Source organism: Marinomonas sp. AWM4_232, from assembly GCF_056158325.1.
On sequence record NZ_JBSWTA010000001.1, the window covers coordinates 1,192,757 to 1,207,591 of the forward strand.

17 protein-coding genes are annotated in these 14,835 nt (G+C 48.2%); 4 read left to right on the forward strand and 13 right to left on the reverse strand.

Annotation, left to right across the window (positions count from 1 at the left end; all coding sequences use genetic code 11):
- Positions 1–23 precede the first annotated feature (23 nt).
- The 8 genes from ACXAC1_RS05605 to ACXAC1_RS05640 all read right to left on the reverse strand — a co-directional run bounded on the left by ACXAC1_RS05605 (position 24) and on the right by ACXAC1_RS05640 (position 6,542).
- Entirely contained in the window at positions 24–1,082 is a 1,059-nt protein-coding gene (locus ACXAC1_RS05605) for a methyltransferase (RefSeq protein WP_475059713.1), read from the reverse strand.
- Positions 1,072–1,671 (reverse strand): gamma-glutamylcyclotransferase family protein, encoded by a 600-nt coding sequence (locus ACXAC1_RS05610; protein ID WP_475059715.1) that lies wholly within the window; start codon positions 1,669–1,671, stop codon positions 1,072–1,074. The genes ACXAC1_RS05605 and ACXAC1_RS05610 overlap by 11 nt, the downstream gene beginning before the upstream one ends.
- A 108-nt stretch (positions 1,672–1,779) precedes the next feature.
- Positions 1,780–2,325: a copper chaperone PCu(A)C gene (locus tag ACXAC1_RS05615; RefSeq protein ID WP_475059718.1), complete on the reverse strand. Its 546-nt coding sequence runs from the start codon at positions 2,323–2,325 to the stop codon at positions 1,780–1,782.
- A gap of 39 nt (positions 2,326–2,364) precedes the next feature.
- A complete protein-coding gene (locus ACXAC1_RS05620; protein ID WP_475059720.1) occupies positions 2,365–2,763 on the reverse strand; it encodes a hypothetical protein in 399 nt (132 codons plus the stop codon).
- Between the two features lie 108 nt (positions 2,764–2,871).
- Positions 2,872–4,401 carry a DHA2 family efflux MFS transporter permease subunit gene (locus tag ACXAC1_RS05625; RefSeq protein ID WP_475059722.1) on the reverse strand — a complete coding sequence of 510 codons (1,530 nt, stop codon included), beginning with the start codon at positions 4,399–4,401 and terminating at the stop codon, positions 2,872–2,874.
- 12 nt (positions 4,402–4,413) lie between these two features.
- A complete protein-coding gene (locus tag ACXAC1_RS05630) occupies positions 4,414–5,478 on the reverse strand; it encodes an HlyD family secretion protein (RefSeq protein WP_475059725.1) in 1,065 nt (354 codons plus the stop codon).
- A gap of 40 nt (positions 5,479–5,518) precedes the next feature.
- The gene (locus tag ACXAC1_RS05635; RefSeq protein WP_475059727.1) at positions 5,519–5,929 is read right to left on the reverse strand and encodes a MarR family winged helix-turn-helix transcriptional regulator; all 411 of its coding nucleotides are present in this window, start codon (positions 5,927–5,929) and stop codon (positions 5,519–5,521) included.
- 199 nt (positions 5,930–6,128) lie between these two features.
- The gene (locus ACXAC1_RS05640) at positions 6,129–6,542 is read right to left on the reverse strand and encodes a GNAT family acetyltransferase (RefSeq protein ID WP_133561066.1); all 414 of its coding nucleotides are present in this window, start codon (positions 6,540–6,542) and stop codon (positions 6,129–6,131) included.
- 200 nt (positions 6,543–6,742) lie between these two features.
- Here ACXAC1_RS05640 and ACXAC1_RS05645 point away from each other — a divergent pair, with 200 nt between their 5' ends.
- Positions 6,743–8,041, forward strand: coding sequence for an MFS transporter (locus tag ACXAC1_RS05645; protein WP_475059729.1), 1,299 nt, complete (start codon positions 6,743–6,745; stop codon positions 8,039–8,041).
- A 59-nt stretch (positions 8,042–8,100) separates the two neighbouring features.
- Here the strand turns inward: ACXAC1_RS05645 and ACXAC1_RS05650 are convergent, their stop codons facing one another.
- On the reverse strand, positions 8,101–8,883 hold the full coding sequence (locus ACXAC1_RS05650) for a sulfite exporter TauE/SafE family protein (RefSeq protein WP_475059732.1): 783 nt from the start codon (positions 8,881–8,883) through the stop codon (positions 8,101–8,103).
- A gap of 80 nt (positions 8,884–8,963) precedes the next feature.
- Positions 8,964–10,364: a M20 family metallopeptidase gene (locus ACXAC1_RS05655; RefSeq protein WP_475059734.1), complete on the reverse strand. Its 1,401-nt coding sequence runs from the start codon at positions 10,362–10,364 to the stop codon at positions 8,964–8,966.
- Positions 10,365–10,491: 127 nt separating this feature from the next.
- Between ACXAC1_RS05655 and ACXAC1_RS05660 the strand changes: the two genes are divergently transcribed.
- Entirely contained in the window at positions 10,492–11,409 is a 918-nt protein-coding gene (locus ACXAC1_RS05660) for a LysR family transcriptional regulator (RefSeq protein WP_475059736.1), read from the forward strand.
- A gap of 99 nt (positions 11,410–11,508) precedes the next feature.
- Positions 11,509–11,997 carry a hypothetical protein gene (locus ACXAC1_RS05665; RefSeq protein ID WP_475059739.1) on the forward strand — a complete coding sequence of 163 codons (489 nt, stop codon included), beginning with the start codon at positions 11,509–11,511 and terminating at the stop codon, positions 11,995–11,997.
- An 18-nt stretch (positions 11,998–12,015) separates the two neighbouring features.
- Here ACXAC1_RS05665 and ACXAC1_RS05670 read toward each other — a convergent pair whose 3' ends face one another.
- Both ACXAC1_RS05670 and ACXAC1_RS05675 read right to left on the reverse strand, forming a co-directional pair.
- The gene (locus tag ACXAC1_RS05670) at positions 12,016–12,768 is read right to left on the reverse strand and encodes a sulfite exporter TauE/SafE family protein (protein ID WP_133561078.1); all 753 of its coding nucleotides are present in this window, start codon (positions 12,766–12,768) and stop codon (positions 12,016–12,018) included.
- On the reverse strand, positions 12,765–13,232 hold the full coding sequence (locus ACXAC1_RS05675; protein WP_475059741.1) for an Lrp/AsnC family transcriptional regulator: 468 nt from the start codon (positions 13,230–13,232) through the stop codon (positions 12,765–12,767). The genes ACXAC1_RS05670 and ACXAC1_RS05675 overlap by 4 nt, the downstream gene beginning before the upstream one ends.
- A 126-nt stretch (positions 13,233–13,358) precedes the next feature.
- Here ACXAC1_RS05675 and ACXAC1_RS05680 point away from each other — a divergent pair, with 126 nt between their 5' ends.
- Positions 13,359–14,585, forward strand: a complete 1,227-nt coding sequence (locus ACXAC1_RS05680; protein ID WP_475059744.1) for an aminotransferase class V-fold PLP-dependent enzyme — start codon at positions 13,359–13,361, stop codon at positions 14,583–14,585.
- On the opposite strand, the gene ACXAC1_RS05685 is transcribed toward ACXAC1_RS05680, so the two are convergent.
- The gene (locus tag ACXAC1_RS05685) at positions 14,586–14,822 is read right to left on the reverse strand and encodes a helix-hairpin-helix domain-containing protein (protein ID WP_475059746.1); all 237 of its coding nucleotides are present in this window, start codon (positions 14,820–14,822) and stop codon (positions 14,586–14,588) included.
- Positions 14,823–14,835 lie beyond the last annotated feature (13 nt).

A 14,835-nucleotide genomic window follows, 5' to 3' on the forward strand; every position in this document is an offset into this window, starting at 1 on the left:
CCTTATGCGTTGGTTACCGCTATCTACGGCTTTTGTTGACGAGCGTGGTAGACCGCAAATCCACGACCTTTGTTAAGCGTTTGATGCTTGCCCAATGCCGCATCGATCAATGGCGGGTAGCGCAGGAAATCATTAGCCACGACAAATAGTTCGCCATTCAGCGTTAGATGTTTCTTCACATCAATAAAGAAGCGCTCGGCAATGGAGTAGTCCGTACTAATCCCCGTGTGGAATGGCGGATTCGTGATCACATAGTTAAAGCGGCCCTTCGCCTCAGATAAACCATTTGAAGGCACTAAAGTCAGAGCTTCGCTGGCGTCATTGGCTGAAAAAGTCAGCTCAGTCGCTTTAATCGCCAAAGCAGAGTCATCCAAGGCACTGATGTTCGCCCCAGTCCGTTTATGCAACCACATACTGATGACCCCATCCCCACAACCAAAATCCAGTAAACGGGCATTGGCCACATCACTCATAAAGCGATGCTGTTCCAGTTGCTCTAGTAACAGAGCAGTGCCTTTATCCAGCTTGCCATGACCAAAAACACCAGGAATGCTGCACAGAGTAAAGCTCTGACCTGCAACGTCTTCTTGCCAACGGGTAATCCAATCGTTTAACGCAAATGGCTTCGCTTCACCACGAAGATAGCCATTAAACAGCAAGCAGTGTTTAGCACTGTCGACCTTACCCACCTCTTCCAGTGGTGCTGTTAAACGCTTAACGGACGATTTAACGCCACTTTTGTTATCTCCTACCAACCAAAGCTGTCCACCTTGTTTAAGGTGTGGCAAGGTGGCCGCAAGCAGGTAATCAAGCAACTCTTTCGCCTTTGGCTGATAGATGATGACATGGTCGAACGCTTCGACTCGTCCTGCATCCCACTCTGCTCCGAAATGACGTTGCTCGTCTGGCAGGCCAACACGAGCCAATTGCTCGTCCACCGCTTTAGATTGACACCAAGTATAAACGTTCGCTTGTGACATCAGTGTCTGCGGGTAAGTGTCTTCAGGGTTGGCAAACAGTACATTGCCCGTAAACTGCGCCTCGTTGCGCGCCAGCAATAAGCTGGGGGGATTAAGCGTCATAAGTGATAGCTAACTCATTTAAAGTCAAAGTGGAAACAGGCGCCAGTAAATGACTAAAGCGCTCTGTCGATAATTCAGTTTGTGCTCTTGGATACACCGGAGCACGTCGGTCATTCACCAGCGGCGCACGCCAACCTTGGGTTAACGATAAAAAGTCATGCAAAAAGTGATCGCCATGCTCTAAGCAACCCGACAAGATCACATCAACGTAACTCAAGACAATGGGGTAATGCTGGCAAGGCGTGACCACTTCTTTGGTGTGGTATACCCAATAGGTGCCTTCAGGTAATTCTTCTTCATGGTAAGAGTGAAGCTGTGCACGCGAGACTTGTGCGCGTTCATAACCATGTTCGCGTTCATCAAACAATGGAAACTGGTCTTCTGCCACCTCAATTAGCACCCCATTACAGGCCTTATCGGATGCTTTAATAACCGCCACAGAGCTCATGCCCAGTGCTTGGGACATCACTGACCAAGTTCGCTCATACCCTTTCAGTTTAACAGGCCATACTTGGCCAGTTTCACCGGTCTTTGCACGGCTAGTAGAACTGATCAGGCTGCCATAACCTAGGATAAAATGACGACTCATAAGCACTCCTTTTAAGGTGAGAGCAATTTAAGGAGCACTGATCATAACGCGCCCAATGATTGGCGGCTAGGCCAGAGAGGTCCCATCTGCCTAGCCTAAGAACTTCACTTAGTGATGACTAGAGTGCTCGCCTTCTGCCATTTTCTTATGATTACCATGGTTCATTTTCGAATGATCCATAGACTTCATTTTCATACCTGCTGGCATATATTGTGTCATTTCTTCTGGCGATAATACTGGAGCGGTCAGAGGTAAACGCTCGCCATTTTTCATGACCAAGGTAAATACCACCTGATCGCCTGCTTTCAAAGGCTTTTTTAGTCCCATCATCATAATGTGGTAGCTACCAGGTTTGAGTTGCGCTTGGCCATGAGCAGGCACCAAGACTTGCTCCACTTGGTACATTTTCATGGTGTCACCCTGCATTTCACTCAAATGCACTTCTACGGCATCTGCCACATCACTTTCTGCCGCAACTAAATAACGATCTTGATCGGAGTGATTCGTTAAAGTGACGTAGGCACCACTCGCTGGCGCACCTGGCGGCATAGCACGCACCGCAGGATTGCTCAGTTGGATATCACTTGCTAAAGCAAGGTTTGATGCGCAAAGGGTAACAACTGCCGCAACAGTCGTTAAAAAACGTGAAGACATAATACATTCTCTTATAGTGGATTAATGGTTAAAACAAATTCAGCTATAAAAGAATGGCGGGGCTCTCGGGTCATAATGAGCATCGAAAGTCGCAATAACGTGCCCACTATAGGGTTCGCTCCAGCGAACAGGCACAAAAGGCGTCGCTGCAACGGAGTAATCTGCCCCTAAAATCGATAAATGATCGACATTTAAGCCACACTTGCAACTGGCGTGTAACTGGCCAATGTGATCCTTAACTTGGGTGTCAGAAAACTCAGAAAGGGGTACTTTGATAAACTGGACACCGTTCATCAGAGTACAAACACGCAATACCACGTAATCGTTTTGCACGACAGGCTGTGTTGGCACCACAAGTGGACCAAGCAATGACACACACCAAGCAAACAATACCCAGCGTCCGTATTGACGTAATCGTGCAAGCAACGAAATTGGCATAATCAGACCGGAACTAAACGTGGCCTCATTGTAGAGAAAACCAACAAGAAAACCTAGAACCTTGATCAGGATGACACCACCTAAACAAGGTTCTATCGCTTAAGTCGTTTACGCGCTCGTGGCTTTAGGTTGTGGCCGCCCTAAGGCAAACACCAGCGGTAGCGCAGCAACCGTCACCCACATCATCAAACGAAAGTCCTGCAGATAGGCCATGGTGGCCGCTTGAGCACTGACCATTTGATTCAGTGCAGCCAGTCCTGCTACAGACTGTGTAGAGTATGCCCCCGCCTGCTCAGCAAGTTGCAGCCCCATGTTAAACGGGTTGATGGATTCGGCAAAAATCGCGTGATTAATCTGCGTATGCTGAGTCAGATAAGTAGCGACTATAGAGATGCCAATACTACTGCCGATATTACGCAACAAACTGAATAACGATGAAGCCTCGGTACGCAAATGCGGCGCTAAAGTTGAAAAGGCAATCGTCGAAAGCGGCACAAAAATCAGCCCTAATCCAGCACCTTGCACAACGCCCGTTCTGACAATATCCGCAGCAGTCGTATCCAAAGTAAACTGTGTCATCTCCCACATAGATGAAATGATCAACAGCAACCCAACGAAGATAAACAATCTCGGATCGACTTTACCCGATAGCTTTCCCACTAGGATCATCATTGCCATGGTTCCAAAACCGCGAGGGGCTAAAATCATGCCAACATCAACTACTTGATAGCCCATCAGGTTTTGCATAAATGGCGGCAATAATGCCATAGTTGCCAGCAAAATAATGCCGACGATAAAGATGAACACGAGACCTACCGAAAAATTACGATCACGGAACAGAGCGGTTTCAATAAAAGGACTGCTGTGCGTATTGATGTGCACCACAAACATATACAAGCATAAGGCTGCCAAGCCCGCCTCAATGAGGACCTCTAAACTACTGAACCAGTCTAAAGTTTCCCCTCGGTCCAGCATCATTTGCAACGCACCAATGCCAAGTGCCAGCAGTAAAAAACCGTAAAAATCGAACTTACGTTGGCGATTAAGATCCGTTTCTTTAACAAAGCTCGTGATGCCTAGCCAAGCCAAAATACCAAACGGCACATTGATGTAAAACACCCAACGCCAGCTGTAGTACTCCGTCAACAAGCCCCCTAAAAAGGGACCAAGAATAGGACCGACCATAACACCTACCCCCCACATAGCCATCGCTGAGCCATGCTTTTCTTTAGGGTAACTGTCTAACAGAATGGCCTGAGAGAGCGGTACTAAACTTGCGCCAAACACGCCCTGTAACAGACGAAATAGGATGATCTGATTCAGGGATTGAGCCATACCACACAATACTGATGTCACGGTAAAGCCAACAACTGACCACAGAAATAATCGCTTTCGACCAAAGCGAGCGGATAAAAACCCAGTCAAAGGCATACAAATCGCTGCAGCAACGATATAAGAGGTTAATACCCAAGAAATTTGGTCCTGTGTCGCCCCCATCGCGCCTTGCATATGCGGCAAAGCAACGTTGGCAATCGTCGTATCCAATGCTTGCATAATAGTGGCAAGCATGACCGATACGGTGACCATGATACGCTGAAAAGATTCATCTCCCGCGCGTTTTGATTGAGTGAGGGTCATGCCACACCGACCTTAAAGCTTCACGCCAAGTAAGCTGGTTTGATGCTCTGTATCAACGGTAACTAGCGTACTTAATCCTGCTCGTAACACTTGTTCATTATCATTAGCATCGATATGAATGCGTACCGGAACACGCTGCGTCACTTTCACCCAATTACCGGTCGCATTTTCAGCTGGAATCACCGAAAACTCCGAGCCTGTCGCAGGGCTAATGCTTTCCACGGTTCCCTTCCAAGTCACGCCAGGGTATGCGTCCACTTCGACTTCAACCGTTTGCCCTGGTTTCATGTAGGTCATGTCTTTTTCAGTGAAATTGGCTTCAATCCATGGATTTTGGTTAGCAACCAAGACCATCGCACTGGCACCTGTCGTTATGTATTCACCGGCCGTCGGCACATTGGTAACGATTCCGTTTGCCGGTGCATAAACCTGTACATGGGAGAGATTCAACTTTGCTTGTTCCAGCTGTGCCAGCGCTGCTTGATAACTTGGGTGCTCCGTCACTGGACGCGAAGCATCTCCACCCAACGCTTCACGTAAGCGACGCAAATCTTTTTCTAACGCATCGATTTGTAAACGGCTGGTTTTCGTCGTGTGAGTGGACGCATCGTACTGTGAATCTGAGATGTAGTGCTGTTTTAGCAAGTCAGCCTGACGCTTTTCGTCGCGCTGATTGTAGGCAAAAGTACTCTGCGCCAAAGTGATTTCAGCTTCTTTTTCTTCGTAGGCCGCCTGCTGGGACAATAGCTCAATACGCACCTGCTCCAACTGCGCCTGAGCTTGTACCACGGCAGTTTGATAAGGTACTGGATCAATCGCGAACAGCAACGCCCCTTTCTCAACGGCTTGGTTTTCTTTTACCGCCAAGGTCTGAATCGATCCGGAGACTTCTGCTGTGATCATCGTCTTATCGTTTTTCACAAAGGCATTGTCCGTTTCAACATAACGACCGCCGTGCAAGTAAACATAGGCCGAAGCCGCCACAGCAACAACGGGCACAACAAATAACAGCAAACGACGCTTGTTTCGCTGTGTGACTTGCTTAGGTTCTACGACAGGGGTATTGGTTTCACTCATTCTTTAATGTCCTCTCGAAAGTGACGCCATGGCATTAGTCTTAGCTGAGGTTGCTATGCATCACTTTTAACAAATGCAGTAATTGATCGATTTCATCCGCACTTAGTCCAGCGACAGCCTTTCGGTTGACGTCTTCGACCACGACGCCAATATCATCTAAAAGCGCCTGTGCCTGATCCGTTAAATACAAACAATGGGCGCGTCGATCCGTTGGATCTGGGTGGCGCTCCACCAAACCCTCGTCGCTCAATTGGTCAATCAAACGTGCGGTGGTAATCGGTTGAATTTCTAAAATATCGGCCAGCGCCTTTTGGCGTAGACTTTCAAAACGCGACACATAAACCAATGCACGGGCTTGCATTGGGGTGATGGGTAAATCGCTTTTCAGATACTCTCGGCGCAATAAACGCTTCACATCCATTAATAAAAAGCTCAGTTCTCTAACGCTCATAAGGGGATCCATAATGGTATAAATTGATTATTGTATACTTTGCTTACTATAAACAATATATAGCTTTATATCTGCACGCTTGTTCCTCGATAGCCACTGCGGTTCCGATATTTCTTGCACAAATCACAGGCATAAAAAAAGCGACCCGAAGGTCGCTTAGTCGCTTTAGCATTTTATAGTGGGTAGTTGCGTCTACCTATCAATCTATGAGCTTGCCCATGCTAATACGCTGCTCTACCTTGAAGCCCAGTGACTCATAAAATGCCACCACTTCAGGGTTGTTTACTTCACGCACCTGTAAGTTAACTTTAATGCAGCCAAGAGACTTTAAGGTATCAAACGATGCATTAATCAAGTTGGTGCCTACGCCTTTGCGGCGATGATCAGGATGCACCGCCACGGCATACAGCCAGCCTCGGTGACCATCGTAGCCAACCATACACGCACCAATCAGCTTACCTTCTTCCCACGCAACGAGGATTAAATCGTCTACGTCCAGTTTGGTTGGCAGCATCGCTCGTGGCGCGTTGTGAGACGGATCGTCTGGAAAGACCATTTCCCACAGTTCTACCAAGGGTTCTAAATCAATGGGTTGTACCCTTCTTATTGTCATAACACCCACTCCTCTGAGTACACCTCAACATTGACAATATATACAAAAGCGTCGGCCATGCCCATCATGCCCTAAAATAGTTACTTATTGCCTTCTAAAAATAGCAACAATGCATTAGGAAATGAATAATTGTGCAAAACCAAAGGACTCCCTAGTATCGATTTACACCTTTTCGATCACCTAGCATCATGGAGAGCCCCGTGACGGACACTTATTTAGGTAACAATAATGCCTCAAGCGCTAGTGAAGCGCCATCAGACAAAAAGCTATATAAGCTGATTATTGCCTCATCCATTGGTAATGCTTTGGAATGGTTTGACTTAATTGCCTACGCATTTTTTGCCAGCACGATTTCTAAGCTGTTTTTCCCAACCGACAACGAAACCCTTTCGTTAATGATGGCTTTATTTGCTTTTGCCATGTCTTATCTCATTCGCCCTCTAGGCGCCGTAGTTATTGGCGGCTACGCGGATAAAGTCGGTCGTAAAGCCGCCATGTTGCTAACGATTTGGCTAATGATGGCGGGCACCTTTTTGATCGCGGTTATGCCAACCTACGAAAGCATCGGCTTGCTCGCCCCCATTGGCATTTTGCTAGCACGCTTGATGCAAGGCTTCTCAGCCGGTGGTGAGTTTGGCAGTGCCACAGCTATGCTGGTAGAACAATACCCCGAACGCAAAGGCTTCATTTCCAGCTTTATGTTTGCCAGCCAAGGTATCAGTGGGCTTCTAGGGGCAGGATTTGGTCTTGTGCTAACCGCCACTCTGACTACCGAGCAACTGGAAGACTGGGGCTGGAGGGTGCCTTTCATCTTTGGTTTGCTGATCGGCCCTGTGGGTCTATACATTCGCCGTCACATCGAAGAAGCAGAGTCTTTTGCTGAGAAAGAAGAAGTGAAAGTACCGGTTGCTGAGCTGGTAAAAACCCATAAACGCGGCCTATTTTACAATATTGGCGCCATGGTGCTGTCTACCTCTGTAACTTATTCGATTATTTTCATGCCGACTTACGCCACGAAATATCTCGGCCTAAGTGGCTCTATTGGCTACGGCGGCACCTTGATCAGTTATGCGGTACTGACCGTCCTAACGCCTTTCATCGGCATATTGTCTGACCGAATCGGTCGTACCAAATTGATGATGTTTGCAGGTGCTCTGTTCTTCGTCACGGTTTACCCAGCCTTCATGTTGCTGTCAGCGAATGCAACCTTACTGGTTCTGGCTTCGGTATTGTTCTGGTTAAGCGTGTTAAAAGCGATGTACTTTGGCGGTCTGCCAGCACTGATGTCCGAGCTCTTTCCGACCCACGTTCGCGCCACAGGCATGGCATTAAGCTACAACATTGCGACCACAGTGTTCGGCAGCTTCACACCCTTCCTATTAGTTTGGTCGATCAGTGCTACCGATGATTTGATGGCTCCAAGTTACTACTTATTGTTCACTTGCTGCGTGAGTTTGATCACCATGCTGGCGATCCGTAAGCACTTCAAGATTGGTTAATATAAGACTCAGAAAAGGCAGTGATGTATGCATCACTGCCTTAATGAACTGACTTCGAACTAAATTAAAAAGTTCGCCCCAACCCCTAGTAGTAACACCGCAAATAACTTCTTCAACAATACCGCATCCAAGCTATGCGCAAGCCTTGCCCCCAAGCGAGCACTAAAAAAGCTGGTCGCGGCGATCCCTACTAACGCAGGCAGATAGACAAAGCCCACGCTGTATTCAGGCAGAGCCTGATGCCCCATCCCCATCACAATAAAAGAAAACGCTCCAGACAGGGCAATAGGCAAACCACAAGCCGCTGAAGTGGCTACGGCCTTTTTCATATCGATCCCTTTCCAGGTTAAAAATGGCACCATTAAAGAGCCACCACCGATACCAAAAATAGCCGACGCCCAACCAATCAAAGCGCCCGAAACAGATAGCGTAGGTTTAGACAGTGATCCAGTATTGCCCTTGGGCTTCCAACCAAACCACATTTGTAGCGCCATCAGTACCGCAAACACACCGATAATCTGCTGCAGGTCATCCCCGTCAATATAAGAGGCCGTCACACCACCTAAAGAGCTGCCTAACAAAATACCCACGCTCAACCACGCAACGAGAGACCACAACACCGCACCTCGCTGATGATGTGCCCACACTGAATTAATGGAGGTGAACAAGATACACGCTAACGACGTGCCCACAGCGAGGTGTGTCAGCACATCCGCAGAGACGCCTTGAGCCGAAAAGCTAAACACAAGTACTGGGACGATAATCAGCCCGCCACCGATACCAAATAGCCCAGCCAACACACCGGAACACACACCAAGTACCAAATACATAATAAAATCCATGCCACACTCCCCATGTTTGCATGCAAAAAAAGAAGCCCCTCGTTATCAGGGGCTTCATCAGATCGTCACCATATGGTCATTTAGTGAGGCCAATGCTCACCTAAATCCCAAAACACGCCCGCGGCACAGGCCAACCCTTGTTGCGCCACACTCATTAATAAATGCTCGTCCGGCGCATGCTGTTTACACGACGGATAAGAATGCGGCATCCAAACGGTTGGCAATGACAATACATTGGCAAAGCAGTGATTTGGAATGGTCCCGCCTAAGTTCGGCAAGACACTGACCGGCTGCCCAAGGGAAGCCTCCATGGATGACTGTACAAAGTGAACCCAAGGATGAGCTGGATCCAAGCGCGTGGCATTGTAACCACCCTCATACAGAATCTCGATATCTTTAAAGCCTAAGTCACTAAAGTGGCGTTCAAGATTGGCAACTAAGTTACTCCAATCCGTCCCTGGCACAAGACGTAAATGACACACTGCTTCGGCGCTATTGGGTATCGCCCCAACAGGCTTATCAATGTTGCCAGCCCCAAGCGCTATCACTTCGAGAGTATTACTACCAAATAAGCGTTCACCTGGGCTTAGGTGTGCTTCGCCCCATAAAGCGTTCAACTCTGGATCACCTTCATACCCCCCAACAGGCAAAGCCTGCATCATCTGCGCAGTGATACCAGTAGGCTCTGGCGCTTTTAAAAAGTCAGGCAATAATTTCCCTGTTGGCGAGACCAAGGTGCTGAGCGCATGTTGCAGACGTATCGCGGGATTGGTGATGACACCGCCCCAATTACCAGAATGACGTGCGCCATTGTCCGTTGCACAACGTAAGCGGAACTGACAAACACCACGGGAGCCGAGGAAAATGGTCGGCGTCTTAGCATTTAAGCGTGGTCCATCTGACGCTAGAAACAGGTCCGCCTGTAACGTCTCGGCATGCATACGACAAAAGTCTTCCAGCCCCTTTGAGCCCACTTCTTCGCTCATCTCAAACAAGACTTTCAGGTTGTAGCCCAGCTTGCCTGAGCGCGCCTTGATGGCAGCCTCCAATCCTAAAAGGTTAATCGTATGCTGGCCTTTGTTATCCGCGGTTCCTCGGCCAAATAGTTGGTCACCATGCAAACTCAGATCCCATGGATGCGTTCCAGCTCGCCATTCATTTTCCTGACCATTTGTCACATCACCATGGCCATAAGTCAGCAAGGTCGGCAGCTCGTCCCCTTCATGGCGCACGCCAATCAACAGCGGCGGTTGGCCCGCCATCGGGTTGTCATAAACTTGGCACTCGAAGCCAAGCGCCATCAGCGTCGGTTGGATCTCATCCACCAAATAGGCTCGAAGAGGTTGTTGCGCCTGCGGATTCTGACTTTCGGTCGGCATCGCAACGCGACGTGCCAGGGTTTCCATAAATACCCCATTGCGGATTGTCTCTACTGCCGCCTCAAGCGCTTGTTGACGCCCTGCGCGTGTTTCATCATTCATGGGATTCTCTCCATCCTTTAAGGCGTTGACTCGATTTTTGAATGGGGTTTAGCTTATGATGTCACTAGGTTTGCAACAATTATCAATTATGGAATCAATGCTTCCATAAAATAGAAAGCTGATCATTATGTATGAAATCTCTCTGCGCTATTTCCACGCCGTCGCTCAAACGGGCTCTCTTTCTGCTGCATCTGAAGAGCTGCACGTTGCTGTGTCAGCTATCAGCCGCCAAATTAGCCAGCTGGAAGATCAATTACAACTGACGCTATTCGAGCGCAAACCCCGTGGCATGGCGCTGACCTCTGCGGGCGAGATTCTCTACACCTATGCGCTGCGCAACTCGGTTGAATTAAGTAATGTCATCGCAGAAATGAAAGGCTTAAACAGTCTACAGCAGCAAACCATTACTCTGGCTTGCCCAGAAGGCATGGCATGGGACTTCCTTCCTTATGTGATTGCTCAGTTTCGTCAGCAATACCCCAGCGCCATAGTCTCGCTACAGGTCGTTGACTCTGGGAAGGCAACTCAGCTAGTCAAAGAAGGCAGTGTTGATGCGGCACTGACCTTTAGCTTGCAACCGGAACAAGGAGTCGAAGTGGCCCTCCAAGTCCCCTCTCCTATCTCTGCATTGTTATCCCAGCAACACCCTTTAGTCCAAGCAGAATGTCTAAGTGTGCGCGATTTAAAAGACTATCCGATTGCGTTATCTGAACCTGGCACAACCCTCAGTTACCTGTTTGACATTGCCTGTCATTTGGAAGGCATCCAAATTGCTCCGGCTCTGACCAGCAATGCTATGGGGGCGATCTACACTTACACCAAAGAAAGCCCTGATGCGATTGCCCTATGCGGTGAACTCACGGTGCAACGCCAAGCCCTTCGGGACGGGCTCGTCCTGCGCCCAATGCAAGAGCCGTCCTTAGTTCAGCGCAGCCTGCAATTACAGGTGATGTCGCGACGAAAACAGCCGGCCATTGTGCGCTATTTCCTCGACTTTTTAACCGCTGCTCTCACCGAGCACAGTGGACGACAAGAGAGTAAATAAAGGAATGACCTTTGTTTATCGAACTCTTCCCTGCCTTCGTGGTCTGTATCGGGGTAACATACGTAATAGATAAGCAACTGATCAATTGAATAGCGTCTTATGAAATTTTTTAGCAAAGCCGAACTGATATTTTACGCTGGTGCCTTCGTGTCCGTTTTTGGTGTCGCAGCCCTCGTTAAAATGATTCACTCAGAAGACCCACTGCCGGATGCCTTGGGGCCGTGCAATCTAGACACTGGCCTTTGCACATTGCAGGAAACACCTGAGCGGTTTAATGGCGCGACGATCCAATTTGAGGACGGTATTCGTTTGAACCGTCGCATCAGCACTACTTTGGACTTACCAAAAGCCGTACAAAATGCCCAAGACATTAAGCTAGTGCTTGAAGGTCGAGACATGTACCTTGGTGTATATGAATATCCACTGCGAAAGCTGCCAGATAATACATGGCATAGCCAAGTGGTGGTTCCTCTGTGTACCGATGAGCGCATGCAATGGGTTCTGAAAGTGCAGATGAAAGATGCCATGGGGCGCGATAAAGAATGGGCTTACCTATTCGATATCGACAATCCCAATGAGGCTATTTAATGTGTTCGCTCATCCTTACTAACTTGAAATGGACTGGATGAGCATCATACCGCCGCGTAATAGCAAAATAATGGACAGCAAAAACAACATCCCCTGAATGACTTTGATGTAGGTCTGATCATGCAATTTCTTAGTCAGCCAACGTCCAATAAATGTCCCGATAATACCGGTAACAGCCAACCCCACGATTAACGACCAGTTCAAACCATCCATTTGTCCGATGGAGTAGTAAGCGGGTATCTTGACCACATTACCAATGGCGAATGCAATCGCGATGGTGCCAGCGAACTCCAACTTAGGCAGTTTCTGCGGTAACAAATACGCTTGCGCTGGCGGCGCTCCTGAATGCGTAATAAAACTGGCGATCCCAGTTAATGTCCCCCAAAACACACCGGGGCCGATTTCAGCTGTTTTCACGGCAGTGGAAGGTTTGGAAAACCAAGCTCTTACACTGTACCAAAGCCCTATTAAGCCAGTAAAAATTAACAAACCAAATTCGGGGGTGTAAGGGGTAATGACGGTGGCGATGGCTAATCCTAACAAGATAGCAGGCGTCAAAATCCAAACATTTCTTTTCGAGTAATGCTTACGATACAGCCAGACGCCAACCCAATCCGTGACAATGTACACGGGCAGTAACGTTGCCGCCGCTTGCACGGGGTTCATAAACAATGCCAGCATGGGTACTGCAATCGCTGCCATAGAAGCCAAACCACCTTTGGATAACCCGACAATCAGTGCCGCGATAATAAGAAGCGTCGTATCCATCATGTAATAATCCCACCGTTGAGTTTCGCGGTGTCGAGACGAATATAGGATTTGGTGCTCACCACTTGCTCATGGGCATAAATCCCTTTAACGACAAAGTCACTAAAAGCTGCCATATCCTTTGCGCGAATTTCCACCATCAAATCCACGTCTCCTGTGACACCAAATACGGACACCGTCTGTTCTTGTTCCTGCAAATAGCGAGTGACGTTTTCTCGCGCTTCGGGCACATCCTTGCTAATGGTCACCAAGGTCCACGCGACCACCGTATAACCCATTTTTTCATAGTCAATCTGCGCTCGGTAGCCACGGATAATGCCGCATTCCTCCAAACGCTTGATACGCCTTAAACACTGGGATTGTGACAGGTTCACTTGCTCTGCAATCAATGCATTGCTGGCCCGACCATTGTGCTCCAATGCTTTTATAATTTTATAGTCCGTACGATCTAAGGCAATTTCTGTCATTTGGCATCTCAATAATGAAAGTATCTTGTGAAACCGTACGAGTAAGCCCCCTATTATGCAAGCACATTGCGGTCCAATGCTTCTAGAATGAAAGGATCTTGCACACTTATTTATCAGGGGAAGGTTATGTTGTTGGATCAAAATTTTGTACGTCAGCAGTTTCCAGCGTTCCAAGAAGCATCATTACAAGGACAAGCGTTTTTCGACAATGCAGGTGGCTCTTACGCTTGCGCTCAGGTGATTGAGGCACTGAGTAACTATTATCGCGAAACCAAAGTGCAGCCTTACCACCCGCATCCTGCAGCGCTCAAAGCAGGAGCACAAATGGATGCCTCTCATGCCCGCTTGGCAGCCTACTTAAATGTGGATACAGACGAAGTGTATATGGGCCCCTCAACCTCTCAGAACACTTATGTCCTAGCCCAAGCCTTTGCCAATGTGCTACAAGCAGGCGATGAAATCATTGTCACCAACCAAGATCACGAAGCCAACATTGGTGTTTGGCATCGTCTTGCTAAACATGGCATTGTTATCAAAGAGTGGCAAGTTGACCCTAAAACGGGTGCGTTATCGGTAGACGATTTAGATGAACTGATCACACCCAAGACAAAGCTGTTAGCGTTTAACCACTGCTCTAACATTGTCGCTTATATTAATCCGGTGGCTGAAATTTGTGCCAAAGCCAAAGCAGCAGGAGTGATCACGTTAGTCGATGGTGTATCGTATGCGGGACACGGTTTGCCAGATGTCGGTGCACTTGGAGCGGATATTTACTTATTCTCTCTCTACAAAACCTTCGGCCCACATTTGGGTGTGATGGTCATTCGCAATGCCGTGGCAGAGTTACTGGGTAATCAGGCGCATTATTTTAATGGCACTTACAAAACCAAATGGTTTGTCCCTGCAGGTCCTGATCATGCACAAGTCGCCGCTAGCCAAGCCGTATTGGATTACTTCGAAACGGTTCACAACCACCATTTTGCAGCAACCAGCGACGTCAAACTTATCGCAGAAAGAGTACGTAAGCTCTTTCACGAGACTGAACAACCGCTTTTAGATAAGTTACTGACCTTCTTATCGAATCACCCTAACGTTACCTTGCTTGGCTCAGACCAAGCCAGCGAACGCGCGGCGACCGTGTCGATTGTATCAACACAGCAAACACCTCAAGAATTAGGCCGCAAGCTTGTTGAACAAGGCATCATGTGCGGCGTAGGACATTTCTATGCTGTACGACTGCTAGAAGCCATGAATGTCGATCCCGACACGGGCGTCGTTCGCCTATCCTTTGTACACTACACTACCCCAGAGGAAATCGATCAGCTTATTATCGCTTTAGAAAAAGCTCTGTAACTAGAGCCCCTGCTTGGCACGATCAATCGCGGCATCAACTGCCGACAATGCTTTTGGGCTATTCTTCCAGCAGGTGGTGTTCAACATGGATGCCACCTGCTCTGCAATGTCCTGCGCTTGATACTGAGCCAGCTCTAAAAAGCTATTGATGCCGATTTCTTCAAAACGCTTTAACACTGTAGGTCCTACGCCTTTTACCGCTAAGAGCGCTTCTCGTTCTATCGTTGAAAATGCCATATTCATTCCTTCG

What these genes read in the sequence shown, in the direction of transcription:
- ACXAC1_RS05605 (WP_475059713.1), bottom strand. Translation starts at nt 1,082, where the DNA reads ATGACGCTTAATCCCCCCAGCTTATTGCTGGCGCGCAACGAGGCGCAG.
- ACXAC1_RS05610 (WP_475059715.1), bottom strand. Translation starts at nt 1,671, where the DNA reads ATGAGTCGTCATTTTATCCTAGGTTATGGCAGCCTGATCAGTTCTACT.
- ACXAC1_RS05615 (WP_475059718.1), bottom strand. Translation starts at nt 2,325, where the DNA reads ATGTCTTCACGTTTTTTAACGACTGTTGCGGCAGTTGTTACCCTTTGC.
- ACXAC1_RS05620 (WP_475059720.1), bottom strand. Translation starts at nt 2,763, where the DNA reads ATGCCAATTTCGTTGCTTGCACGATTACGTCAATACGGACGCTGGGTA.
- ACXAC1_RS05625 (WP_475059722.1), bottom strand. Translation starts at nt 4,401, where the DNA reads ATGACCCTCACTCAATCAAAACGCGCGGGAGATGAATCTTTTCAGCGT.
- ACXAC1_RS05630 (WP_475059725.1), bottom strand. Translation starts at nt 5,478, where the DNA reads ATGAGTGAAACCAATACCCCTGTCGTAGAACCTAAGCAAGTCACACAG.
- ACXAC1_RS05635 (WP_475059727.1), bottom strand. Translation starts at nt 5,929, where the DNA reads ATGAGCGTTAGAGAACTGAGCTTTTTATTAATGGATGTGAAGCGTTTA.
- ACXAC1_RS05640 (WP_133561066.1), bottom strand. Translation starts at nt 6,542, where the DNA reads ATGACAATAAGAAGGGTACAACCCATTGATTTAGAACCCTTGGTAGAA.
- ACXAC1_RS05650 (WP_475059732.1), bottom strand. Translation starts at nt 8,883, where the DNA reads ATGGATTTTATTATGTATTTGGTACTTGGTGTGTGTTCCGGTGTGTTG.
- ACXAC1_RS05655 (WP_475059734.1), bottom strand. Translation starts at nt 10,364, where the DNA reads ATGAATGATGAAACACGCGCAGGGCGTCAACAAGCGCTTGAGGCGGCA.
- ACXAC1_RS05660 (WP_475059736.1), top strand. Translation starts at nt 10,492, where the DNA reads ATGTATGAAATCTCTCTGCGCTATTTCCACGCCGTCGCTCAAACGGGC.
- ACXAC1_RS05665 (WP_475059739.1), top strand. Translation starts at nt 11,509, where the DNA reads ATGAAATTTTTTAGCAAAGCCGAACTGATATTTTACGCTGGTGCCTTC.
- ACXAC1_RS05670 (WP_133561078.1), bottom strand. Translation starts at nt 12,768, where the DNA reads ATGATGGATACGACGCTTCTTATTATCGCGGCACTGATTGTCGGGTTA.
- ACXAC1_RS05675 (WP_475059741.1), bottom strand. Translation starts at nt 13,232, where the DNA reads ATGACAGAAATTGCCTTAGATCGTACGGACTATAAAATTATAAAAGCA.
- ACXAC1_RS05680 (WP_475059744.1), top strand. Translation starts at nt 13,359, where the DNA reads ATGTTGTTGGATCAAAATTTTGTACGTCAGCAGTTTCCAGCGTTCCAA.
- ACXAC1_RS05685 (WP_475059746.1), bottom strand. Translation starts at nt 14,822, where the DNA reads ATGGCATTTTCAACGATAGAACGAGAAGCGCTCTTAGCGGTAAAAGGC.